General features: G+C 42.0%; 24 protein-coding genes. 1 reads left to right on the top strand and 23 read right to left on the bottom strand.

Annotated elements, in window-relative coordinates:
- Window positions 1-44: 44 nt before the first annotated feature.
- From KCX82_RS12830 to KCX82_RS12740, 19 genes are all read right to left on the bottom strand, one after another.
- Window positions 45-353, bottom strand: a complete 309-nt coding sequence (locus KCX82_RS12830; RefSeq protein WP_227018879.1) for an ArsR/SmtB family transcription factor — start codon at window positions 351-353, stop codon at window positions 45-47.
- A gap of 135 nt (window positions 354-488) precedes the next feature.
- Entirely contained in the window at window positions 489-986 is a 498-nt protein-coding gene (locus tag KCX82_RS12825) for a DUF2318 domain-containing protein (RefSeq protein WP_227018878.1), read from the bottom strand.
- Window positions 983-2,389 carry a sensor histidine kinase gene (locus tag KCX82_RS12820; protein ID WP_227018877.1) on the bottom strand — a complete coding sequence of 469 codons (1,407 nt, stop codon included), beginning with the start codon at window positions 2,387-2,389 and terminating at the stop codon, window positions 983-985. The genes KCX82_RS12825 and KCX82_RS12820 overlap by 4 nt, the downstream gene beginning before the upstream one ends.
- 1 nt (window position 2,390) lies before the next feature.
- A complete protein-coding gene (locus KCX82_RS12815) occupies window positions 2,391-3,092 on the bottom strand; it encodes a response regulator transcription factor (protein ID WP_227018876.1) in 702 nt (233 codons plus the stop codon).
- On the bottom strand, window positions 3,089-3,364 hold the full coding sequence (gene copZ / locus KCX82_RS12810; RefSeq protein ID WP_405127696.1) for a copper chaperone CopZ: 276 nt from the start codon (window positions 3,362-3,364) through the stop codon (window positions 3,089-3,091). Before copZ ends, KCX82_RS12815 begins: the two co-directional genes overlap by 4 nt.
- Before the next feature lie 99 nt (window positions 3,365-3,463).
- Window positions 3,464-4,150 carry a hypothetical protein gene (locus tag KCX82_RS12805; protein ID WP_227018875.1) on the bottom strand — a complete coding sequence of 229 codons (687 nt, stop codon included), beginning with the start codon at window positions 4,148-4,150 and terminating at the stop codon, window positions 3,464-3,466.
- Window positions 4,151-4,187: 37 nt separating this feature from the next.
- A complete protein-coding gene (locus KCX82_RS12800; protein WP_227018874.1) occupies window positions 4,188-6,437 on the bottom strand; it encodes a heavy metal translocating P-type ATPase in 2,250 nt (749 codons plus the stop codon).
- 29 nt (window positions 6,438-6,466) lie between these two features.
- On the bottom strand, window positions 6,467-6,799 hold the full coding sequence (locus KCX82_RS12795) for a metal-sensitive transcriptional regulator (RefSeq protein ID WP_319633355.1): 333 nt from the start codon (window positions 6,797-6,799) through the stop codon (window positions 6,467-6,469).
- A gap of 208 nt (window positions 6,800-7,007) precedes the next feature.
- A complete protein-coding gene (locus KCX82_RS12790; protein WP_227018873.1) occupies window positions 7,008-8,438 on the bottom strand; it encodes an urease accessory protein UreH domain-containing protein in 1,431 nt (476 codons plus the stop codon).
- Window positions 8,439-8,617: 179 nt separating this feature from the next.
- Window positions 8,618-9,664 (bottom strand): FAD:protein FMN transferase, encoded by a 1,047-nt coding sequence (locus tag KCX82_RS12785; protein ID WP_227018872.1) that lies wholly within the window; start codon window positions 9,662-9,664, stop codon window positions 8,618-8,620.
- A gap of 129 nt (window positions 9,665-9,793) precedes the next feature.
- Complete coding sequence (locus KCX82_RS12780) at window positions 9,794-10,825, bottom strand: hypothetical protein (RefSeq protein ID WP_227018871.1); 1,032 nt, start codon at window positions 10,823-10,825, stop codon at window positions 9,794-9,796.
- A gap of 31 nt (window positions 10,826-10,856) precedes the next feature.
- On the bottom strand, window positions 10,857-11,396 hold the full coding sequence (locus KCX82_RS12775) for a Gx transporter family protein (RefSeq protein ID WP_227018870.1): 540 nt from the start codon (window positions 11,394-11,396) through the stop codon (window positions 10,857-10,859).
- Window positions 11,397-11,488: 92 nt separating this feature from the next.
- Window positions 11,489-11,881 (bottom strand): NusG domain II-containing protein, encoded by a 393-nt coding sequence (locus tag KCX82_RS12770; protein WP_227018869.1) that lies wholly within the window; start codon window positions 11,879-11,881, stop codon window positions 11,489-11,491.
- A 15-nt stretch (window positions 11,882-11,896) separates the two neighbouring features.
- Window positions 11,897-12,799 carry a UbiA family prenyltransferase gene (locus KCX82_RS12765; RefSeq protein ID WP_227018868.1) on the bottom strand — a complete coding sequence of 301 codons (903 nt, stop codon included), beginning with the start codon at window positions 12,797-12,799 and terminating at the stop codon, window positions 11,897-11,899.
- A gap of 17 nt (window positions 12,800-12,816) precedes the next feature.
- Window positions 12,817-13,794 carry a polyprenyl synthetase family protein gene (locus tag KCX82_RS12760; RefSeq protein WP_227018867.1) on the bottom strand — a complete coding sequence of 326 codons (978 nt, stop codon included), beginning with the start codon at window positions 13,792-13,794 and terminating at the stop codon, window positions 12,817-12,819.
- Window positions 13,787-15,814 carry an NAD(P)/FAD-dependent oxidoreductase gene (locus KCX82_RS12755; protein ID WP_227018866.1) on the bottom strand — a complete coding sequence of 676 codons (2,028 nt, stop codon included), beginning with the start codon at window positions 15,812-15,814 and terminating at the stop codon, window positions 13,787-13,789. The genes KCX82_RS12760 and KCX82_RS12755 overlap by 8 nt, the downstream gene beginning before the upstream one ends.
- Window positions 15,815-16,042: 228 nt before the next feature.
- Window positions 16,043-16,522: a ferritin-like domain-containing protein gene (locus tag KCX82_RS12750; RefSeq protein ID WP_227018865.1), complete on the bottom strand. Its 480-nt coding sequence runs from the start codon at window positions 16,520-16,522 to the stop codon at window positions 16,043-16,045.
- Between the two features lie 283 nt (window positions 16,523-16,805).
- Window positions 16,806-17,828 carry an anti-sigma-I factor RsgI family protein gene (locus KCX82_RS12745; protein WP_227018864.1) on the bottom strand — a complete coding sequence of 341 codons (1,023 nt, stop codon included), beginning with the start codon at window positions 17,826-17,828 and terminating at the stop codon, window positions 16,806-16,808.
- A complete protein-coding gene (locus tag KCX82_RS12740) occupies window positions 17,825-18,538 on the bottom strand; it encodes a hypothetical protein (protein ID WP_227018863.1) in 714 nt (237 codons plus the stop codon). Before KCX82_RS12740 ends, KCX82_RS12745 begins: the two co-directional genes overlap by 4 nt.
- A 267-nt stretch (window positions 18,539-18,805) precedes the next feature.
- Here KCX82_RS12740 and KCX82_RS12735 point away from each other — a divergent pair, with 267 nt between their 5' ends.
- Window positions 18,806-20,374, top strand: a complete 1,569-nt coding sequence (locus KCX82_RS12735; protein ID WP_227018862.1) for an FAD-dependent oxidoreductase — start codon at window positions 18,806-18,808, stop codon at window positions 20,372-20,374.
- Here KCX82_RS12735 and KCX82_RS12730 read toward each other — a convergent pair.
- The 4 genes from KCX82_RS12730 to KCX82_RS12715 all read right to left on the bottom strand — a co-directional run bounded on the left by KCX82_RS12730 (window position 20,357) and on the right by KCX82_RS12715 (window position 23,307).
- Window positions 20,357-20,518, bottom strand: a complete 162-nt coding sequence (locus KCX82_RS12730) for a hypothetical protein (RefSeq protein WP_227018861.1) — start codon at window positions 20,516-20,518, stop codon at window positions 20,357-20,359. The genes KCX82_RS12735 and KCX82_RS12730 overlap by 18 nt on opposite strands.
- Window positions 20,519-20,575: 57 nt before the next feature.
- A complete protein-coding gene (locus KCX82_RS12725) occupies window positions 20,576-21,424 on the bottom strand; it encodes a DUF368 domain-containing protein (RefSeq protein WP_227018860.1) in 849 nt (282 codons plus the stop codon).
- Window positions 21,417-21,953 (bottom strand): flavodoxin domain-containing protein, encoded by a 537-nt coding sequence (locus KCX82_RS12720; RefSeq protein WP_227018859.1) that lies wholly within the window; start codon window positions 21,951-21,953, stop codon window positions 21,417-21,419. Before KCX82_RS12720 ends, KCX82_RS12725 begins: the two co-directional genes overlap by 8 nt.
- 301 nt (window positions 21,954-22,254) lie before the next feature.
- Window positions 22,255-23,307, bottom strand: coding sequence for a GerMN domain-containing protein (locus KCX82_RS12715; protein WP_227018858.1), 1,053 nt, complete (start codon window positions 23,305-23,307; stop codon window positions 22,255-22,257).
- Window positions 23,308-23,330 lie beyond the last annotated feature (23 nt).

Raw genomic sequence — 23,330 nt, 5'->3', positions numbered from 1 at the left:
AATGATTTCGATTCGCTCCTGTTGACCATAGGCGTTTTAAAATATTATTTTTTGGAATTGCAAAGGCAATCTTCTTTTTTAGTGGTTATGTGATCAAAGAACTCTTGAAACTCCTTTACTTGTTCCGTGTCCAGAGTATAGTGTGTCCATTTTCCTTCCCGTCTCGACTTAACGAGTCCAACGTCACACAAGATTTTCATATGATGGGAAAGCGTGGGCTGAGTTATACTGAATTCCTCCAGGATCTTGCAGGCACACAGTTCCCCGCAGGAAAGCATATCTAAAATACTGAGTCTGTTTGGATCAGATAACGCTTTAAACAGCTTTGCATTCATCATATATTTTTCATCCATAGTAACACCCCTTGATCCGATGATTTCATATTCCGAGTCTATCGTATAAATCTATGTTAATAGAATATGTGACCTGTCGGTAAATGTCAATTCTTTTGTGTTTGAGCATCGTCTATAACAGCTTCCAGCCATTCTCTACAGCTTCCAATTTTGGAAAATCACTTCTGCTTCTTTTAAAAACTCCTTTGAGATGATAATAGATTCACCGTTTGCTTCTTTCTTATCATCCGGAATCGGTACCGGGTTGCAGCCGCCTCTTGTGAGCGCTACATCGTCCATACCAAAACGGTTGCCGCAGTTCTGGCAGACCAGAGAATCTCCTTCCTGGATATAGTAGCCCCTGCCCGACCCGTAACAAACCTGACAGGTGTTAAAAGCAGTCCGGATGGTTCCATCCGATGCCTTCACAGCGATCACTTCCATTTTGGAGTCCAATTCATCGTATGCATAAAAGGTTGCATCTTCTGTGATATCTGCTATTGGAATTTCCAGATCCCCATTTTCATTGACTGCCGGGATAGCGGCGGACCCTTGCCCTGCATCCCCATCGTTACCTTTAGTAACATACATGGAGAAAGCTGTAATAGATACGATCACCAAAGCAATGACAATCATAATATTTGATTTTTTCATTTTTCCATTTCCTTTCCTTTTGGGAGAATTACCATAAAAGAACTCCCTTCTTCCACCCTGCTCTCTACCTGTATACTTCCACCGTGGGCTTCCACAATGGATTTTACGATAGCAAGACCGATCCCTGAACCCCCGGTCATTCTGTTACGCGATTTATCGGCTCGATAGAATCGCTCAAAGATAAAGGGGATTTCTTCTTCGGGAATTCCTGCCCCGCTGTCTTCGATCTGAAAGATAGCAGCATCCTCTGTTTGAGATATGGTAATTTTGATGTCTCCGCCATCGGGAGTATATTTTACGGCATTCGAGACCAGATTGATCAGAACCTGACTGATGCGATCTCTGTCAGCATAGATTTCCTGACTGTTTCCCAAGATGGAAACCTGCTGATTTTTGGTTTTGGTCTCTTTTTCAAAATTCATTATAACCTTCTTCGTCAGCTCCAGAAGGTCCACCGGAGATTTATTTAATTTTAAATTTTCACTTTCAATTTTAGCAAGCTTTTCCAAGTCCTTGACCAGGTTACTGATTCTGGACATTTCATCATAGCAGCTTTCCAATCTTTCTTTGGTAGGCTCCCAAACCCCTTCAATAATTGCTTCCAAATGAGTCTGAACGGTAGCAAGAGGGGTTCTTAATTCATGCGCAACATCCGCTGTCAGCCGGCGCCGTAATTTTTCCTGATTTTCCAAGGAAGCAGCAAGCTGATTGATGGATTCTGTTAATGCCTCCACTTCTTTTGTATCGGGATCCTCTTGAATTCTAACGGTATAATCACCCGCGGAAATTTGCTTTGCGGCGTCGGCGGTCTTCAGAATCGGCCGGCTTAGCCGTTTTGCCATCAGGATTCCGGCGGCAATGGACAGAATCAGTGAGAGAAAACCTATGGTTATCAAGATTTTATTGAGGGAGTCAATAAAACGAAAATCATTTTCACTTAGAAAGTAGGGGCCGAAATAGCTGATATTTACGGTCCCGATCACTCCGCTGTCTTGATAAACAGGAAAATCTTTCGATGTAAATTCACCGTTCACGTTGGGGTATTCTTCCATCATTCTATGGGTAATATCGTTCATGACATTCGTACATAAGCTCATATCACAGGCTTCCGCATCCCAAACCGTTTGGTTTTCCCTATCGTAAACCTTAACAATATAGCCGTCATACAAGGCATACATGCCGATGGTATGCACAAAATCCACATTCCAGGTATTCGAGCCGGGATCATATTGTCTGCTGATACTGCCAACGATTTCCTGTGCCGTTTTCTGCTGCTGGGTGGCAATATAGTTCTTAAACTGATTTTCAATAAAGTAGTTTGCAAGAAGACTGACCAGTGCCACCGTCAGCAATACAACTACAGCAATCGACAGGGACAGTTTCGTCTTCAAGCTGTACTTCATCTTATTTCCCTCCGAATTTGTATCCAACCCCATGAACTGTGAGGATATACACCGGATTTTTTGAATCCGATTCTATTTTTTGTCTGATATTTTTTATATGGCTGTCGACAGCACGATCGTACCCTTCAAATTCATCTCCAAGGGCAACAGATATCAAATCCTCTCTTGTAAATACCCTGTTCGGATACTTGATCAAAGCTGCAAGCAGTTTAAACTCATTGGGGGTCAAATTGACCTCCATTCCATTTTTCCGAATGCTCCGGCCTTCAAAATCAACCTCAAGTTCGCCTTCCCGAAAAGAATTTCTTTTGTATAACGGGACCAGATCGTTTCCAGAACGCCTTAAAATAGCATCCATCCTTGCTGATAATTCCTTTAGGCTAAAGGGTTTGGTCAGATAATCATCGGCGCCGATTGAAAGTCCCGTCAACATATCCTCTTCGTCTGATTTTGCCGTCAGCATGATAATAGGCACCCTGGATTTCTTGCGAAATTCCATACAGATTTCCTCACCGGACATGTCCGGAAGCATCAAATCCAGAATAACCAGCGCAATGTTTTCCCTGTCAAAGATTTGGAAGGCCTCCCTGCCATTTTCAGCAGAGTAGACGATATATCCTTTAGTTTCAAGAAAAGACTTGACCACATCCAGAATTTTGGCTTCATCGTCTACGATAAGAACCTTCTTCTTCTCTTCTCTCATAGAACATCGTACCCTTCTTCTTCAATGGCATCCTTTACTGCGGAAAGCGATACCTTACCGGCATCATAGGTTACGGTTACGGTTTTTCCTTCGAGATTTACCTCTACTTCGGCTACTCCGTCCAGTGCACCTACTGCATTCTTTACTGCATTCACACAATGAGAGCAAGACATACCTTCTACATTTAAAACTGTTTTTTCCATTTTCTTTTCCTCCGATTTCTTTTCTTTGTTTCTATCAATAGTTTTCTTGATTTTATTTGTTAAATTCATGATTTTATTTATTTAGAATCATGATTTCATTTGTTTAGAATCATGATTTCATTTGTTTAGATTCATGATTTCATTTGTTTAGATTCATGATTTCCTTTGTTATTTTAAGTTGAAAGGTTTCAGGAATTTATCCACCTCGATAGGCTTGCCGTCTTCATCCATTACTTTTACCTTCGCAAATAACCAGCCTTCCACCTTTTCAGGATCCACTCCTGCATCGATAAACATCTGCGGGTTCAGGACAAAGACAATGTCCTTATCATTGGTACCCATATCCTTGGCCCATTCAAACATGTTTCCTTCACCCAGATCCACACCATAATGATCCAGATCCTTATGATATTTAATTTGATCTCTCTTCAGCTCCACGATCTTTTTGTATGATTCCAGCGGAGTCGCGTCCCCCTGATAAGTCAGTTTGTCTTCACCCAGATTGGTTCCTACCATAATCTTGTCACCAAGGAACATTCCGGCAGGGAGCTTGCCTGGATCTAAGCCGGCATCCAGAAATGGCTTGGCATCAAATTCCAACATTACATCATGAGGTGTTCCTGAGCTGAAATCTTTGCTCCAGATGAATCTTTCACTTCCTGTCGGTGAAGTCAGTGACCAGCCCCCATTCTCATCATCAGCCTGAATATTATCCGGGATTGCGTTCAATACGGCTTCAAAGGATGTAATGGAGGTCTCTCCCACTACATCTGTTTCCGTGCAGGCTGCCAGTGCAAGCAGCAGAAGAACGGATACGGACAGGATTGCAAATTTCTTTTTTAAATTCTTTTTCATATTTTTTGTTTCCTTTCGCTTTTATCATTATCTGCGTTTATTTATAGGGTTTAAACCTCTTCAGCCGCAATGCATTGGTTAGCACGGATACCGAGCTTAAGGACATGGCCGCTGCGGCAAAGATGGGATTCAGTAACGGACCGCCAAAGAGATGCAGTAATCCGGCTGCGATGGGGATTCCGATTACATTATAACCAAAGGCCCAAAACAGGTTTTCTTTAATATTTTTAATGGTGCTTTTGCTTAATTGTATTGCTGTCGGAACGTCCATCAGGTCACTTCTCATTAGAACGATGTCGGCTGATTCCATTGCCACATCGGTTCCGGAGCCGATAGCGATTCCAATATCCGCTTGAGCTAAGGCCGGGGCATCATTGATACCGTCGCCTACCATAGCCACCTTTTTATTCGCTGTCTGCAGCTTCTTAACCTCGTTGGATTTATCCTGAGGGAGAACTTCTGCAAGAACCTGTTGAATCCCTACCTGTTTGGCAATGGCTCTGGCTGTTTTCTCATTGTCTCCGGTGATCATCACCACCTCCAGACCCATGGACTGCAATTTTTCAATAGCCTTGGCGCTGCTTTCCTTTACCACATCGGCTACGGCTATGATACCTGCGATCTTATGGTTTATGGCAATATACATAGGGGTTTTCCCTTCGTCGGCAAGCCGGTCGGACTCTGCCTGCAAAGCTTCCAATGAGATGCTGCTTTCGTTCATTAGCTTTTTATTTCCCAGCAATACCACATTGCCTTTGATCTCAACTTCAATTCCGTGTCCCGGAATAGCTTTAAACTGATCCAGATCAGAAAGCTCCAATTCTTCTTTTTCAGCCGCCTTTACAATAGCTTCTCCCAGCGGATGCTCCGATCCCTTCTCTGCGGAAGCGGCGATTTGAATCAGCTGATTTCTTTCAATACCTTCTACGGTGACCACATCCGTCACCTCCGGTTTCCCTGCTGTAATGGTTCCGGTCTTGTCAAAGATAATGGTATTGATTTTGTGGGTGGTTTCCAATGCTTCTCCGCCTTTGATCAGGATACCGTATTCGGCACCCTTACCGGTACCCACCATAATGGCTGTCGGTGTGGCAAGGCCCAAGGCACAAGGGCATGCAATGACCAGTATAGCAATAAATATGGTAAGGGAGAATACCAGGGATTCTCCGCTGATAAACCAGGCAAGAAACGCAACTACAGCAATGACAAATACAATAGGGACAAAATATCCGGATACAATGTCTGCCATTTGTGCAATAGGGGCTTTGGAACCCTGGGCCTCCTCAACAAGCTTTATGATCTGGGCAAGTGCCGTATCTCCGCCGACTTTCGTAGCTTGAAACTTGATCATGCCGTTCTTGTTGATACTTGCAGCATAAACCGGATCTCCGGCTTTCTTTTCAATGGGAATGCTTTCACCGGTCAGCATGGATTCATCGATAGAAGTATTTCCTTCTAATACAACACCGTCTACAGGAATCTTTTCACCCGGCTTTACAAGAATGACATGGCCGATTTCCACTTCATCAATAGGCACTTCATATTCTTTTCCATCCCGAAGCACCACTGCAGTCTTTGGTGCCAGACCCATGAGCTTCTTGATTGCTTCCGAGGTTCTTCCTTTGGATACTGCTTCCAGAGATTTCCCCAGAAGTATCAGGGTGATAATAACGCCTGCCGTCTCGAAATAGAGACCCTCCACCGCACCGAAATTCCCGATGGAAATCTGATATACGGAATACAGACTGTAGACAATGGCTGCTGTGGTACCCATGGCAATCAGAGAATCCATATTGGGACTCCTGCTGATGATAGCATGGTACCCTACTGTATAAAATCTATATCCTGCTGCAACGATTGGCAGAGTCAATACGATTTGGAGGATTGCATAATTTAATGGAAACTGCATTGGATCCACTATTTCCGGGATCGGGAACCTGAGCCACCAGATCATGGAGCCCATGGCGAAATACAGGAGAGGTACCGCAAATACCGCACTGACAGTAAATTTCGTCCAAAGGGTTTTAATTTCCTTTTCCTTGCGTAATTTATCCTCATCTACAATCTTTTTTTCTTCTATATCCAATGCTCCATAGCCTGCTTTTTCAATTCGGCTCTTGATATCTTCCAATTTCGTGGTCTCAGGATGATAAGTGACAACCGCCTTTTCCGTGGCTAAATTGACTGAAATCTGATCTACTCCTTCTACTTTTCCTACCACCTTTTCTATTCGGGCCGCACAGGCCGCACAGGTCATACCGGTTATTTTTAACGTATCTTTTTTCATACCCTCACCTTTCCTTCTTTATGTGATCTTTAAAGCATCTTTCCTATGGTTACAAGCAATTCATCGATGATCTCATCTTCCCCTGCCTGAATCTTTTTTACCAGACAGCCGCGAATATGATTTTCCAGGACTAATTTACTGACAGAATCCAAAGCTGCCTGGACGGCTGAAATCTGGTTTAAAACATCATTGCAATAAGCATCTTTTTCAATCATGCCTTTTATGCCTCTTATTTGTCCCTCAACACGATTTAATCTTGTTATGAGGTTTGATTGCAGCTTCTGCTCTCTGTGTGTCGTTTTCATATCATTACAATCCAATTGACAATGCTGACATTGGTTATTCTTATCATTTTCTTGCATATTCTTTCAACCTCCTTATCCACTTCTTATATACTATACCCCTGTAGGGTATATTTCAATCAAATAAAAAATGCCAATTTTATTTTTTTTAAAACAAACTTTGATTATCCGGATTTACCTTATAGAATCTAGTCGAATCTGTATGATTTCGATAATCAAAGTTTGCCCATTTTTACCTTTTTTATTTTTGTGGGTTGTTCAGTAGCCCCTAATTACAGCAGCTAGGTAAATTTTGCAGGGAACCTTCCGAAGGTGGTAAAACCGCTTCGGCAGGATCATTCAGATCCTGCGCCACTACGATTTCACTTCTGATCATGCCCATCCAGCAGCTGTAAGGAATCGTACCGCTGTTTGATGGAGTAAACTCAATGATATTGTCACCGGGTTCCAGCTTCTTTTCCAATTGGTACTCCGGTATAATGATTCTGTTATTACAGCCATTGATGGAACCTGCTTCCGCCTGAATATTCCATTGTACCGGAATTCCTGCCTGTACCCGGATAGGCTCATATCTTCCCGATGACAGTGTGGTTGTCACAACCTGAACACCGTCAATGATTTCAGCGGTGGCGATCCCGCCTGCTTTTTCCGTATTGCTTATGCCATCGGAGAATGGCAGGGCATATCCTGACAAAGCCACTCCATTGCTGAACATAAATACGCCAAGGATTACGACCAGCACTGCGCTGACAGTCATCATTCTGTGTGTAAATTTTCGGCTTAAAACGGAGCTTAAAGCACCAAGGCCAAACATAAGGGGTACGGTACCCAGACTGAACAGCATCATGGATAAAGCACCTTTCACAGGATCTCCCGTAGAAAGAGCGTACAACTGCATGGCCTGAAGCGGACCGCAGGGCATCAGACCATTCAGAAGCCCTACATAAAGCGGCCGGTTGCTTTTCTTTTGCTCATAAATTTTAGCGGCGAATATTTTCGGCATTCTGGGATTCAATTTACGCAGCCATGGGAACAGATTCAACATATTCAAGCCCATGATAACCATAAAGATTCCGGCAATCACCGCCACGATTCCTTTTGCAGCTCCTGAGAAGCTGATCACAGATCCTAAAGTGCCTACAATTCCTCCTATGACCGTATAGGAAATCACCCTTCCGGCATTGTAAAGGAGACTTGGGCTTAAACTTGCTAATCTGTGTTTTCCCTCTGTTTTTCCTGATTGATACGGCACGCACTGGGATAAGTTGATCCCGCCGCACATAGCAATACAGTGAGTTGAAGTCAGAAGTCCGATCACAAAGAGCATCCCGTATCCCATTCCTTCCTTCGCTTCCGGGAAAGAATTGAAGATATTAAATCCGCCGAATCGATTGATGATCATATAGAGAGCAAGAATGATCACGATCACTCCAACAATCTGCACACTGGTATTTTCGTTATTATTTGAATGCTGATCCGGTTTTATGACTCGATAGTCAAGTTTTTCTATGATTTTTTCTATCTCCTTGAGACGAATCATCCCGGCATCAAAGGTAACGGTAGCAGTTCCTTTCGAATAATTGACCTTTACACTTATGATCCCCTCTGTATTTTTTAACGTTCTTTCGATTCTATTTTCACAGCTTACACAAGTCATACCATCTATTTTAATTATTTTTGTTATAAAATTAAGCGCCATAAAAAAACCCCTTTCTCATTATGTTGTTGTTTGCGTCATTGGCAGATTTGTTCTATTGGCTTTATCCTAACAAAAGGTTATGTATATTTTATGGAGATGAAAAAAAAAGCCAAATAATCTTGGCTTTTTTTGTTAATCGTAAAATGAGATTAGAATGATGATGATGAATTCTGTGACTTCTATTCTTTTATAAATTCTGGAAAGCCTGTACTCATTGCTGTAGTGCCGTCCTGAAAAATCCATAAGGCTTCCGTATCCGGCATACTTTCAATTAGTTTCTTACCTTGCTCCACAGGCATGTTAAAGATAGCAGTGGATAAGGCATCTGCAAGACCGGAATCATGGGTTACAATGGTAACAGCTGTAAAGTACTGAGCAGGAAATAAGGTTTCGGGATCTATGATATGGTGATAATTCACCCCGTTTACCGAATAATATCGTTCATAGGTGCCGCTGGTAACCAGCGATAAATCCGTTATATTGGCCACATATAAATTGGACTGTTTGCTTTCCTTGTCGGGATTTTGAATTCCTACGTTCCAAAGCGCATCGCTGTCTCCTTTGGTTCCTATGGCTCTGACGTTACCCCCTACACTGAGCAGGCCTGAACGAAATCCCTGCTCCATGGCATATTCACTGACCTGTTCCGTAGCATAACCCTTGGCAACAGCTCCTACGTCAAGGCGCATATCAGGATCCGAAAGGTAAACAGTTGAAGCCTTTTCATCGATAATCATGTTATGAATATCCGTATGCTTCGCCGCTTCCTGTAATTCCTCGGAAGACGGCAGCTTGGCCTTTTCAGGATCCTCGATGCCCTCGGTGCGATAGTCATGCCAAATTTTCAGCACAGAGCCAAAGGCTACATTCACCTTGCCGCCTGTAAGTTCATAGGCTTCCTTTGAGAATAATAAAAGATCAATAATTTTACGGTCTACCTTTACCGGGGAAATGCCCGCATGATCATTGATTGTCTTCACATTATTGATCCCCTCATAATCGTGATAGATATCGTAAAGCTGATGATATTCTTCGAGTTTGTCATGAATGAGCTCCGCATATTTTGTAAATTCATCTTTGCTTTCCGTATAGGCGACGATTCTGGTTACGGTATCAAAAAGCAGGAGAAATTCGGCTTCATAACGCTTTTTTTCGTTTTGCGCTCCACAAGCTGTTATATTCATGATCATGATCAGTGACAGGATGATCCCGATGGCTTTTTTCATTCATTCAATCCTCAAAAGCTGAGAGGTAGAATCTCTACCTCTCAACATCATTTCTTTCTTTTTTTACTTCATACTACGAATCAAGGCTTTTATGCGTTTTTCAGCATCCTCTGATGACTATTATATTCACTATTTAGCAGAATTAAAAGCCTTTTCAATAATCGTAACAAAATCGGTAATATGCACTGTTACGGAAGAAGTTATCTCCGCATCAGTAGCAACGCCTTCTTCATTTACCGCAATACCCTTTATCTCATCAACAGTTTTTCCTACTACGTACTCTGCGAAAGCAGCCGCCTGCTCATTCCATTCTTTTCCGATGGAAGAAGCCTTAGCCATGCCGTACTCAGCACCAAGCTCATTCTTTGTCTTATATGTTCCTGCGATGTCGGATGTAATCTTGCCTTCCTTGGAGAAGGTTACATTGGTCTGAGAAGCATCGATGATACTGCTTGTGATCACGCCGTCCGCATTAAAGGTGACTGCCGTGTAGTTGGAATACACCTGTGCCAATCCATCTTCATCACCGGCATCCTTAGACTTGGCAATCGTAGTGATTACGCCAAGACCGAGTTTGTCATCGGCTGATGCACCCAAATCCTGTGCATTGGCAACCGCCTTTTCAATTGCTTCAACAAATTCAGTGATATGAACGGTTACAGATGATGCTAATTCAGCATCGGTCGGAACACCTTCTTCATTGACGGCGATGCCTTTGATTTCGTCTACTGTCTTTCCGATTACATAATCAGCAAAAGCAGACGCCTGTTCGTTCCATTCTTTCCCGATGGAAGAAGCTTTGCCCATGCCATAGTCAGCACCAAGCTCCTGCTTTGCCAGGAATACGGTGTCTAACGGAGTAACGATCTTACCTTCTTTGGAAAAATTAATCTTTGTCTGTGCCTGATCGATTGCAGCATCCACAATTTTTCCTGCTTCATCAACGGTTACAGCTACCACAACGGAATCCGCCTGGGCAAGTCCGTCTGCGTCTGCAGCATCTGTGGATTTTGCAGTAGATGTAATAACTGCAAGACCTGTTTTTACAACAGCAGCAGAAGGCTCGTCATTACTGACAGGTTCTTCAGTCTTTCCGCCGCAAGCTGCCAGTGCAACCATAATCATGGTCAGACTCAACAATAGTGCTAATCTCTTTTTCATTTCTTTCCTCCAAAATATTTTTTTATTATTATTAAACCAGCCGTTTTAAAGCCGGTAAAATAAACTTCAGTAAAGTTGATGTGACAATTCCGGCCACCAGTCCTGAAATCAAAAGTACTGGAAGGTATGCCCATAGATTCATACCCGTATAAATAAGGATAATAACAAAAAATTGTCCAATGTTATGAAAAACCGCCCCCAAAATGCTGATGATCAGATAAGTAATCTTATCTCGAAAAAGAAACATGAGCAGGATCATAACCGTAATAGACAACAGTCCGCCGCTAAGACTCAGTGCGGCAGCAATGGCTCCCCTAGTGGTAAATACAAAAAAAGCTTTCAGAACAGCGATTAAATAGGCCTGCTTCCTGCCAAGGAAAAAGAGTGCATACATAACCGCAATATTGGACAATCCAAATTTCACTCCTGGTACTGCAAGGGGCAGCGGCGGCAATGTATTCTCCACCACGGCTAAGACCAGAGCAACGGCAAAGATCAAACCGGTAAGCACCATTTGCTGGGTTTTGTTCAGATTTGCTATTCCTTTGTAATCGCTTAACTTTATGTCCATGATGAACCTTTCTGTTTTCTGCTGTCTGATTAACTGTGACTTTTCGATTTCCTAATGAAATATCACAGCAAAATCCTTTTTATTATTTCTTATCAGTTTCCGACGGTGATGTCCACATCCTCCTCATGATGTCCATTTACAGGTACGATCTTCAATATGATTCCATTGGGCAGGCAAGCCGCATATTGTCCGACGGTACCCAGCCTTCCTGCATGAATACAGACTTTGTCAGGACAATCGGATTCTTCAAATCGTATAGTGCCGTCAGCATATAAATGAAATACCACATGTTCATCCTGCGGTATAGAAAAGGTTTTTTCAATTCCTTGATCTAATGCCACCGTCTCCACAAGCTCGGAATAATAATAAATCTCCGCCTCTGCCCGTTCCTGTCCAAAGCTGTGTTGATACGCAAACCAGGCTGCAGCGCTGACTGCTAAAATAACAGAGATGATGATTAAATCCGTTTTCTTAAAAAATTTCATTGTAAACCTCTCTTATCAGGAAAAAAAGCCGCTGATAAACATCAGCAAAGTATTCGCCGTCATAATAATGACATAATTCTTAATTGATAAAATAAAGGTTTTGGATTTTTCCTGTACTTGAAAAAACTTTCTAATGTTCTTTTGAACAATCACAATCGTGAGCAAAGAAAGCAGCATGATAGGGGATACTATTTTAAAAGCCACCATAACCATCGTCGCCAGATACGTACAGTAATAAATTCCCGCAAAAAGAGGCAATGCTTTGTTTCCCAGATAATAGGGAAGGGTATGGCGCTTTACCGCAATATCGCTTTCCAAATCACAGATATTATTGGCCAGCATGATATTTGCAGTGGTGCAAACCGGTGCCACGGAAAGCAGAAGTACCGTGAGGATCGGCAGAATATGCAGGGTAATACTGATGGTTTCCAGACGAATATCCAGGTTGATATAGGTACCTGCAGGCATATTGATATATAACAAAATGAACGGAATCAGCAAACCGTAAAAGATACCTGACAGGACTTCTCCCAATGGCTGCCTCGATATAGGAACCGGACCGTAGGTATAAAATATCCCGCAAAGAAAACAAAGCCCTCCCAAAATCAATACCAGCAGATCTGTCAGATAAACCAGATACAACCCCAGCGCTGTACTGATACCAAGGAGGACCAGTATGATAGCCAGAGCGATGCTTCGTTTAAACTGCAAAACCTGTGCGTTTGTCTTTGTATCAATGTAATTATTAATAGCCGTGGTAGTAAGATCAAATAAAAACATGGAAGCGAAGAAAATAAAGGTCACATTCCATGAAACGGGTTGATCTTTATAAAACAAGTATGCCAATGTCATCAGGAATGCAAAGAGACTTGTTATTTTCGTCCGTATTTCCACATAATTCAGAAACCTGTTTATCACTGTATTCTCCCTGTCGATCAAAAAACACGATATGCTTTATCCAGTATGGATTTTAAGTTTGATTTTTTCCCAGCTGCTGCATCTAAAGACTCAATCAGTTTCAATGTTTTTTCATAATATTTTTTTGCTACCATACGCGTAAATTTTAATCCGCCTGTGGACAGTACCGTATCATTAATTTCGTCACGGGTAATGATTCCGTTTTTTGCTTTTTGTTTAAATTCATCCTTTTCCCGAAAAGCATGAATTAACGGCAGCGTAATCACATTTTGTTCATAGTCCGACTGAACCGGCTTTTTCGCTACCTGCTCCGTAGTCTCAAAATCCATGCAGTCATCGGTCAGTTGAAATATCATACCCACATATTTCCCAATTTTTGCATACTTCTTCAGCATGTCAGGATTCTTTTCACTAAGAAGCGCACCACCATAAAAGGAAGCTTCAAAAAGTGCTGCTGTTTTGCCCGATATAATTTTTAAGTATTGAAGTACGGATAAATCAAAGTTTCCGTTATTAATATGTTGATTCAATTCACCCAGGCAGACCCTGCTCATATAATCAGGCATTTCCAGATCCAGATAATCCTGTTTATTGGGAACGGAAGCTGCCAGGTTTACCGCCATGCACAATAAATAATCTCCGCAAATTACCGCTGTTCTCTTGCCGTATTTTTTCTGCAGAGTAATTTCTCCTCTGCGAAGATCGGCATTATCAATGACATCGTCATGAACCAGGGTAGCCAAATGCAGCAGTTCTATAGCTGCAGCAAACTTTATGGCATCCGGTGGAATCAGCCCGTCTCTGTCCTCGGAGCAGGTGAGCAGGGATACCGCTCTGATAAATTTACCCATGGAAGAGGCCAGATGCTTTGTGTACTTTCTGACGATGTGAGGAGAGGCAGACAGCGCTCTGTCCACCTCATTCTTCACAAGTTCAAATGCCTGATCAAACTTTATTTCTCTTTCTAGGGCTTTTTCTTTTGTTTCATTAATCATGATAAATATACAACTTTCTTACAAAAGATAATTTCTTCCACTGTTTTTTCAAAGCCGGCATTGCATAATAATCCAATCCGAAAGTTCTGCCCGCACCGATCAGTACGGCAATTCCTGCAAAGATCATCCAGAAAGTTCCCAGATAAAGTCCTGTTGTAGCAACAAACATGAACTGAAGGATCAAAGAAAGGGCCGCCGCAGGTGTTGTAAACAGGCCGCCGATCAGCGCAAGGCCGATCAGGATTTCCGCTACAACGATAAATGTCTGCATAGCAACCTGTACCGGATCACTTGCAAGAACAAAAGTATCCACAAACCAGTTCATCAGCGGTATATCCAGCTTAAAGGCATAATCACTGATGGTCGCTTCGGCGAATTCCTTACCGCATACGAAGATAGCCTGGAAAAGTCCAAGGAAATCAAAATTGAAAATCACATGACCCAGCTGGGCAGCAGCTTCACCGGTGCCCGCAGCGCCTCCGCCTGCAGCCTCACCTGTAGCTGCTGTTACCGCATCCGCCACTACTTTTGCGGTTTGGGCAGCTGCCTCACCCGTTGCGCCTGAGGTACCATCCGCACCGTTGACAATACTGTTAAACCATGCAGTGGCACCGCCAAAGAAACCAGTCAGTTTTGCATCGGTAAGCCAGCCCTCGACAATCTTCATAATTCCTTCAAAGAGCCAGACCGCTCCCAGCCAAACTCTTAAAGGCACCAGTAAAAAGCTTGGGGTTCTGTTGGAAAAATGGCCTCCGACAAAGCTTCTGCAATTTCTGATAGTAAAGAATTCATGCCTCATATAGCTGAAAACTTTATTCCATCCCAAAACCTGAACAAAATAAATGATATTGATAAAATGCTTGGAAAACATCGCCAGGAAAGAAGGAAGATTCAACATAAAGTTGGGTAAGCCCACTCTGGCTACTCCGTATCGTCCGCCGATGCAAACCATAAATCCATGGAAGGAAGGTTTATACTCCTCCATCTTCCCCTGTCCGGTAATGGCACAGGCGATATTGTTTGCCGCTGTTGCGGCACTATGTTCACAGTTTTCAACGATTTGAGGAACCGGTCTTTCTTCTCCCTCAGGAATATAAAACATGTTGTCACCGACAACGTATACTTCCTCGTTATCCACCGAGCGCAAATAAGAATCCTGTTTAATTCTGCCTCTCCCTGCAGAAGACAACGTTTTGGCAGCTTCTGCAGCGATATCGGCACTTTCTATCCCTGCAGCCCAAATAACCGTCCTTGTGGCTTCTCTTGTTACGATATCGTTCTGTTTTGTCTCGACAAAATCTTCTCCCACCGCAACAACACCGGTATTCAGCATGATCCTGATGCCCATTTTCTTCATACGGCGTTCCACCTTATCCGACAACTTTTCAGGCAGATTCGGGATGGTTCGGTTTAATACGTCTACGTTGCAGATCGTAACATCATTTTTATCAATTTCGAATTTTTCACACAAAATAGGAGCATATTCTGCCAGTTCGCCAGCCATTTCCGCTCCGGTAAACCCTGCTCCTACTACATAGAAAGTCAATAATTTTTTCTTCTCTTCCCTGTCTGTTTCGCTGGCTGCTTTACGGAACATATTGTGTATGTGATCCTTTAAAATTACGGCATCATCATAGGACCACAGCTTGAAGGTATATTCCTCGGCACCGGGAGTGCCAAAGAATGTGGGTTTTGACCCTGCCGAAAGTACGAGATAATCATAAGCATAGGTCTCTGTATTGCCGAGCACCAATTTTTGCTCAAAATTGATCCGGTTTATGGTATCCAGCTTCACATCCACTTTTCTGCCTGCAAATACTTTATCCAGACTGATCTTGATGCTGTCTTCGTCTACACGGTTTGCGGCAACTTCATGCAGCTCAGTGAGCATAGTATGGAAAGGGTTTTTATCTATAATCGTTATAGAAACTTCGTTATTACGCTTAAATTTCTTTGCCAGTTTTTTCGCGGTCAGTATACCGGAATACCCCGCTCCAACTATTACGATTTTCTTTTCCATTTTACTCTCCTTTGTTTCTCTTTTTTTGAACAATATTATCTAGAACTGCATAATAAAGAGTCCTTTGTCAACAATATTGTTAGGAATTTAACATATAAAAGCACATATAAATACCGCCGAAGAATATTCCGGCGTTATTAATATACCCCCGTAATCTGGGTTTAATCATGAACTTATCGATTATATTATTTATATTTTAAATTGTCCGTTGCATCCTGCAACTTTGAATCAATACTCAGTTCTGAGACCGAATTCCGCAGATTCCACCCAATCATTGGGACGATTCAGAAGTTCTGTCAAATTGTCCAGCAAAGCCACATGATCTTCTTCCTGCTCAATGATATATTGAAACAGTTCTTTGTCGTTGTCATCCGATGCCTTTGCTAAAAAATCACGGTAGAGAGCAATACTTTCTTTCTCCATTTTCAAAGATTTTTGGTAAAGATCTAAAGCGTCTGGGATGTCTTTGATAATGTTTTGATAATCGCCCACTTCCTGAAATAAATTTTTATATTCGGAGTAGGTATTGTATAACACATAGGGTAAATTCTCCGCTTTATTTTTCAGCAGCTCCGCATGATTTTTTTCTTCGGCTGCCAACATTTTAAACACGGTATTGAGACGATTCGATTGATTTTTTTCAGCTTGCTCCAGATAATACTTTTCTCCGTCAAGCTCCATTTTAATTGCAAAATCCAATCCGGTCATAACAGGATACCCCTCCTCTTTATTTATCTCTGCAGGAGATAAACGTTAATTCCTAGTAATATTATATAGATTATTTTATGTATTTCAAGTGGTACTGCATTCCATTTTCCGAACAATATTCAGAATCTTTACAATATACTAATTCCCAGTTTCATGCTCTTTTAAACAAAATTTTTACTTCCAGCAGGAAAGTGCCAAGCCGATTGCATATGCAAAAATGAAAAAAACACCTATAAAGGCGTTCTTTTCATTGTGTGTGTGTGTATAAAATTGTGTGAAGTGTCTAATTTTTATCCGACTTGCCGGAATTCTGCTTTTCCTTTTCCGGTTTGTTTGTTTGCCGGTTTTCATTTTCTACTTTTTCAAATTCTTTCATTTTTTTTTCTTCGAGTTTATCTTTATCGGAATCATCCTCCGTATCCGTATCAGACTCCTCATTTTCTAAAGAGGGCTCATCTTTTAGCGAAGATTTTTCCGTGTTTCTGTCTTTGATTCGAGCATTCGTCTCCTGGCTTTTCCCAGGCTGATCAACTGTATTTTCCTGATCTTCAATCCCTTCAGGATCATCTTTCAGGTCTTTATTTTTGATTTTATTCTCTTTAATTGCTTTATTGATATCCTTGACCGATTTTGTCAGCCACTCATCCATATCGATTTCTGACTGGCCTTCCGCAGAGGCCTTTAACTTTTCAACCAGATTCAATTTACCCGGTGTTACCCCTAAGGCTTTTGCTTCCTGCACTCTGGCCTTTCCTACTGCTTCTGCTTCTATGGTTGCATGGATATCCGCTTTGTCGTCAAGATATCCCTGAATTTTTTCCTTCAGTTCTTCTGCCAGCTTCTCCGCCTCATCCATATCGGAATTCGAAGTGGTAATGACCACACCGCTGTTTTCATCATCCGTCAGATACCCCTCCTCAATGAGAAGATCAATGGTCTTTTTTACGCCTTTCTCAACAGTCATATGTTTCACTTCCAGTTGGGAAAGAATCTTTTCTCCGTCATCATTAACAGCTTCTGCTTTCAGGATTCTGTCAAACCGGTTCAGAGAATATTCTATGGATGGGTTGACATCAAGGCTGACATAGTCCGTCGGCGTAAAATAGGCAAAGGTTCCTATGGTAAACACGGCTACTGCTGCGGCAAAGCTGGCGGCACCAGCCATAAATCTGGAGACCTTTTTTCGCAGTTCGAGAGTGATTTGCTGACCTACCTCATAACGATTATTTTTTACCTTCTGGAAGGTTCCATCTTCAAGAAGAACAACAGCATCTATTTTACTGGCTTCAACAATTATCCCTTTCACTTTTTCAGCTCCTTCCTAACATAGCTTAAGTATTCTGCGAGGACTGGATAATCTCCGGAGATAATTTCTGTCCCTGCTATAATATACTTTCTATGCCTTTCCAGAACTTTTCGGGGTAGCCCGCCATTTTTTTCAAGAACTTTCAGCGGAATTGTCTTATTTTGTTTCATTTCATGGAATAATACCGGATGGTCTATCAGGTAGATGATTGCCTGGGCGCATATTTTCTTTGTTTTTGCAGCTTTTGGCGAAACCTGTGCCAAATCGGAAAAAGAAAATCCATATTCTTTTAAGATATCGGAGATCGCTTCGATTTCCAGTTTCGCTATGTCCTGCTGCACCATGGTGGTTTTCGCCATCACTTCCTGCTTTATGGAAATATCATCAACATCCATATCATTTTCCAAGGAGTAAGAATCAATAAAGATTTCATTGGAATGACGAAGCTGCTTTCTCTTATCATCATAGAGCCTTCTTTTTATAACGATTTCGGCGAAGGATAAGAAGGCTCCTTTGTCCATATCATAGGATAGAATTGCTTCGTGAAAAGCAGATAAGGCAACAGCCCACTGATCATCTCTTTTTGTGATATATTTGCCTGCACTCTTATGTGCCGTATGTAATATAAAAACTTCATATTCTTTTATAAATATTTCTAAATAAGCCGCATCGCTTTGTGCTTTTATTGCATTTTGATCAATTTCTCTCATCGACAACTTACCTCATAATATAACATTCGAGGAGCATAAAATAAAAATTGGGGTCGAAATAAAATTTTAATGTATTTTTAAAAATATTCTACCTAGGATTTATTCCGAAATCAATTTTCAATAGCATCTCAGCCTAAAAATTGAAAAATTTTCCGGATAAAGTTCCTGTAAATGTAGAGAATATATTATACCATAAATCGTGAAACGCTGCATCTCATTGGCTTGCGTTCATAGATATCTTATTTCGTAAAGATTGGGAGAAATAAAATGAAATTAGAAGAAATCAAAAATTTTAAAAGTTTACCCGAATCCTATTGGTTAGCATCGGCAGACGGCGACAATTATCCTAAACTTGAGGAAGAACGAAAAATACAAACCGTAATTATAGGCGGCGGTATCGCCGGAATTACCTGCGGCTATCTTCTGGCTCAGGCAGGCGTGGATACGATGATCCTGGAAGCCGGCCGTATAGCCGGAAATACCACTGGCCATACCACGGCAAAGATAACATCCCAGCACGAATTGATTTATCATAAAATAAAAAATCAGATGAGTCAGGAACTGGCGCAGCAATACGCGGATGCAAATGAAACCGCGATAAAAGAAATAAAAAAAGTCATCGATAAGCTGCAGATTGATTGCGACTATATCCCGCAATCTGCTTTTGCCTATACACAAAGAGACGAGAACATCAGAGATGTTATGGAGGAGGTTTCCGTCGCTTCCAGTCTCGGAATAAAAGCTGCCTATGTTGATGAGCTCCCATTCCCATTTCCGGTAAAGGCTGCCGTCCGGTTTGATGATCAGGCCCAATTTCATCCGTTGAAATATGTTTTCCCGCTGGCCGAAGAATACGTCAAACTGGGGGGTAAAATTCATGAGCATACCAGAGTTGTCGATATTGAAGAGGGTGAGAATTTCATCCTTACAACGGAAAACGGCATAAAAGTAACGGCTGAAAAGGTGATTATAGCAACTCACTATCCCATCTACAATAAGCACGGTATGTATTTTACCAGGATCTATCAGGAAAAGTCCTATGTCATCGGAATCCAAGCCAGGGAAAAATACCCCGGAGGCATGTATATCAACGTGGAAGAACCGGCGCGATCTTTTCGGAGTCAGCCCTATAACAACGGAGAATTAATCCTTGTGGGAGGAGACGAACACAAATGCGGGCAGGATGGAAATACCACAAAACATTATCATGCCCTAATTGACTATGCAAACACCTACTTTACCATAGAAAACATGCCTTATCGATGGTCTACTCAGGATTGCATGACGTTGGACGGACTGCCTTATGTCGGCCAGTTCACATCGAAAACGCCGAATCTATATATCATTACAGGATTCAAAAAATGGGGAATGACAAACAGTATGGCTTCTTCCATGCTGATAAGAGATCTCATTGTAAAAGGCGACAGTCCTTGGAAGGATGTCTATAATCCATCCAGGCAGACCATGGCGGCATCTGCTATCAATTTTGTAGTAGAAAATTTCAATGTAGCAGAGAAACTTATCGGCGGAAAAATAAAATCCAATCCGAAAGATGACGTGGATATTCAGCCGGGTGAAGGAAAGGTCATTGAACTTTACGGAAAAAGAGCCGGTGCCTACCGTGACGAAGATGGTATTCTGTATGTTGTCAATACCACCTGTACTCATATGGGATGTGAATTGAATTGGAATGATGCGGAAAGAACCTGGGATTGTCCCTGCCATGGATCCAGATTCACATACGAAGGAAAGGTCATCGAGGGTCCTGCGGTGAAGCCGCTGACAATGGAAGAAGATGTGAATACAATAGGAAAATTGCTAACCGAAGACTTTTAGCTTCTTCAGACCCAGTTTATCTCCATCCATAGCAATGATATAGGTGTTCTCCTGATGAAATTTATCGACCAGAAGTTGTCTGCCATTTGAGGGATGCTGCGGGATTTCTTCCGCAAAGGTCTTATAGTTTAACCGGTGAATCAATTCAAACTCTTCCTGATGTTCTGCAATTTTAATCCTATACTGACAGTCGATATATGTTTATTTCCTCTTTTTTGATTTGTTACCGGTTTTTTTACCGGTGCTTCCCACCCACAGGATAACAAAGAACCCCAGCAAAAACGTAGCGATACATGGGATGATTTCATTTCTGTCGGGAATCCCAGGGAAGACTTCAATCAGAGAACCGATCATAAATCCGATGATCAGCATGAAAGTGAATTGAGGATGCCGTTTCATCTCCCGTTCCAATATGCCGGCGCAAAGATAGGTACCGGCCATAAGTCCGAGTGCCACAGGAAGCAGATAGGACAGGTTCCATTCCCTGATGGCCAGTAAGGTGATATCATACATCCCCAGCATCAGCAGAATATAGGAGGCGCTGATTCCCGGCAGCACCAGCGCCACCGCAATAATGATCCCAGCCATAGTAAGAGCTAGAAAATTCGTCAAATGGAAGCCTTCACTAAATTGAAATAAGTCCTTGGGGAGCAGCATGGTCAGTACACCCAACAGAGCTCCGATACCGCATACGGCGATATTAACGGGCCTTATTCTTGATACTCTTACTCTTCTATAGAGAGGGGGAATACTTGCAATAATCGCTCCCATAAACAGAAACATCATAGGCTTATTCCACAAGTTCAGTGCCGTCAGCATAGGTCCTGACAGCAATACAATTCCCAGGATGCCTGCGGCAACATATTGCCCAAGAATCACTACATTGAATTTTAGATTTCTGCCTAAAGAACTGACAGCATGGATCAATTCATCATAGATTCCCAGAATCACTGCCATAGTACCGCCGCTCGCTCCCGGAACCAGCATGGATGCCCCTATAATAAATCCTTTTATAAATCTGATAAAAACCGGATCTTTCCCCTTATTCACGAATATAATCTCCAATGGTATTTAATATTGACTGTATATTTTTTTCATCGGTAAAGTCAACAGGATGAGAATATGCTGCAAGCATCCCCCTTTCATCCGCTGACGGTTTTTCTTTTCTCTTTAACTTGAATTTAAGAATGTTCATCAAAACTTTATCCACCAGACCTAATTTTTTATAATCAAAGCCCCCTCGCAGCATATAAAAAGCGATCCTTTCCTGCTGTTCAGACGTAAAGTTTTTCTTTTTTACCTCATCTCTTATTTCAGGCCGAACCGGAGTAGCACCCTGACAAAAAACAATGATATGTTTATCCCGAAGCAGCTCGTCATGATCGGTAATTAATTTCAGACCATAAATTCCGCCTACATAAAGGCCTCCTCCATAGACGATAATGTCATAGGGCACCAGATCTTCCGGCTTGATCTTACTGCCTTCCATCAGGTCGGCTCCAGTAGATCCGGCAATCCATTTCGCATATTTTTCTGTAAAACCGGATTTGGAACGATACACAACCGCAATTTTTTTCATGGGCTTCTAACTCCTTTTTGTATCAAACCGCATATATTAAATTAACAACGAATGGAGGTTAGCGCAATGTATTGTATTCTCCCATTGCTGTTAGGTTTCGTTGCAGGCAGCAGTTGCAACAGACGTCATGATTGTTTCAACAGACATGATTGTTGCAGACGACGGTCATGTGACTGTAATATCATCAACTGTTGGCCTAAACGTTAATAATAGTATAAAATAGCGCTTGCCTTTCAGCAAGCGCTTTTCATCATTATCCGGTTTCAATTTCCATCATTGAATTTGGTATGCCGCCAGTTTTTTATCTGAATTCCACCGCATTCTCAAAGTCAACAGTTACGGATTGGTCTTCTTTCATGGATAAATGGCCTGATTCATATGGTTTTTTGTCTATGGTAATGATCACTTCCTCTGCATTGTAGTAATGTCCAAATGTATTGGCAATACTTTGCAGGATCATGGATTCATAGCCGCCTCCTGCATTGATAGCCTGCACAAAACCAGTGCTTAAATCAATCCTTACTTTATTATTCTCGTCAAGATAAAGCTCATTGATCCTGGTCTCTTCGGGAATTACCACCCCCAGCGTCTGATCTACAGATTCCTTGTATTCTTTTTCCAGTACATCGCTTGTAACATCATTGGTTTTAAAAGAAACCTCTTTATTAATATAATATATTTTATCTTCCTCTATATTGGGATAATAGAAGGATACCATTTCCACCCGGTCCGTATCGGCTTCCATTTCTTTCAATGAAGAACTGATTTCTACTCCGTTGGATGCAAAAACGGATTTTACCAGACCAACACCCTTTGCATAATAATCCGTGGTGGTGGAATCTTTACTCTCCGTAATCACTTCAATGGCCTTATAGGATCCGGACGGTGTCTCAACTTTTGAATCCAGACTGGTAATGGTTCTTTCCCTGCCATCCTTCAGAGACCAGGTCGTACCTACCTCCAGCGGCTCCATCAACAGAACTTCTTCCATGTCTCCCTTTTCCAGCATATTCTCACGATAATAGGTTTCACCCCTTGCAAGCAATCTGGTAACTTTCTCTTCCGTAACCTGATAGACTTGATTTACCACAGTTCCGCCATTCTCCACTCGTTGCTGCATTTTATCCCCGAAAGTATATTCCGTATAGGTTTCATAAGTGGCGTATTCATTGCCTTTTCCTTCATAAACATATCGGACATTTTCCAGCATGGGAAAATAATCCTGAATCGAAGCCTTTTCCTCCGGCAACGGATCCGGATCGTTGCTGTTGCTGCCGGAACAGCCAAACAGCATACCAGGCAACGTCAGTATTCCAATGCAGATCATAATACGCCTGCCGAATTTCTTTTTCATTCTCAACTTCACTTTTGTAACCC

Origin of the sequence: Sinanaerobacter chloroacetimidivorans (assembly GCF_018128545.1) — a bacterium.
Classification (GTDB): Bacteria; Bacillota; Clostridia; order Peptostreptococcales; family Anaerovoracaceae; genus Sinanaerobacter; species Sinanaerobacter chloroacetimidivorans.
Note: the sequence above shows the minus strand (reverse complement) of the source record. Positions and strands in the feature narration are given on the sequence as shown.

Bases quoted from the DNA above. Each gene is read 5' to 3' on its own strand.
- KCX82_RS12790 (WP_227018873.1), bottom strand. From the start codon at position 8,438: ATGGCGCTTAATTTTATAACAAAAATAATTAAAATAGATGGTATGACT.
- KCX82_RS12740 (WP_227018863.1), bottom strand. From the start codon at position 18,538: ATGAGAGAAATTGATCAAAATGCAATAAAAGCACAAAGCGATGCGGCT.
- KCX82_RS12820 (WP_227018877.1), bottom strand. From the start codon at position 2,389: ATGAAGTACAGCTTGAAGACGAAACTGTCCCTGTCGATTGCTGTAGTT.
- KCX82_RS12750 (WP_227018865.1), bottom strand. From the start codon at position 16,522: ATGACCGGATTGGATTTTGCAATTAAAATGGAGCTTGACGGAGAAAAG.
- KCX82_RS12785 (WP_227018872.1), bottom strand. From the start codon at position 9,664: ATGAAAAAAGCCATCGGGATCATCCTGTCACTGATCATGATCATGAAT.
- KCX82_RS12805 (WP_227018875.1), bottom strand. From the start codon at position 4,150: ATGAAAAAGAATTTAAAAAAGAAATTTGCAATCCTGTCCGTATCCGTT.
- KCX82_RS12715 (WP_227018858.1), bottom strand. From the start codon at position 23,307: ATGAAAAAGAAATTCGGCAGGCGTATTATGATCTGCATTGGAATACTG.
- KCX82_RS12760 (WP_227018867.1), bottom strand. From the start codon at position 13,794: ATGATTAATGAAACAAAAGAAAAAGCCCTAGAAAGAGAAATAAAGTTT.
- KCX82_RS12795 (WP_319633355.1), bottom strand. From the start codon at position 6,799: ATGCAAGAAAATGATAAGAATAACCAATGTCAGCATTGTCAATTGGAT.
- KCX82_RS12830 (WP_227018879.1), bottom strand. From the start codon at position 353: ATGGATGAAAAATATATGATGAATGCAAAGCTGTTTAAAGCGTTATCT.
- copZ (WP_405127696.1), bottom strand. From the start codon at position 3,364: ATGAATTTAACAAATAAAATCAAGAAAACTATTGATAGAAACAAAGAA.
- KCX82_RS12720 (WP_227018859.1), bottom strand. From the start codon at position 21,953: ATGAAAAAAATTGCGGTTGTGTATCGTTCCAAATCCGGTTTTACAGAA.
- KCX82_RS12780 (WP_227018871.1), bottom strand. From the start codon at position 10,825: ATGAAAAAGAGATTAGCACTATTGTTGAGTCTGACCATGATTATGGTT.
- KCX82_RS12800 (WP_227018874.1), bottom strand. From the start codon at position 6,437: ATGAAAAAAGATACGTTAAAAATAACCGGTATGACCTGTGCGGCCTGT.
- KCX82_RS12735 (WP_227018862.1), top strand. From the start codon at position 18,806: ATGAAATTAGAAGAAATCAAAAATTTTAAAAGTTTACCCGAATCCTAT.
- KCX82_RS12825 (WP_227018878.1), bottom strand. From the start codon at position 986: ATGAAAAAATCAAATATTATGATTGTCATTGCTTTGGTGATCGTATCT.
- KCX82_RS12770 (WP_227018869.1), bottom strand. From the start codon at position 11,881: ATGAAATTTTTTAAGAAAACGGATTTAATCATCATCTCTGTTATTTTA.
- KCX82_RS12815 (WP_227018876.1), bottom strand. From the start codon at position 3,092: ATGAGAGAAGAGAAGAAGAAGGTTCTTATCGTAGACGATGAAGCCAAA.
- KCX82_RS12755 (WP_227018866.1), bottom strand. From the start codon at position 15,814: ATGGAAAAGAAAATCGTAATAGTTGGAGCGGGGTATTCCGGTATACTG.
- KCX82_RS12775 (WP_227018870.1), bottom strand. From the start codon at position 11,396: ATGGACATAAAGTTAAGCGATTACAAAGGAATAGCAAATCTGAACAAA.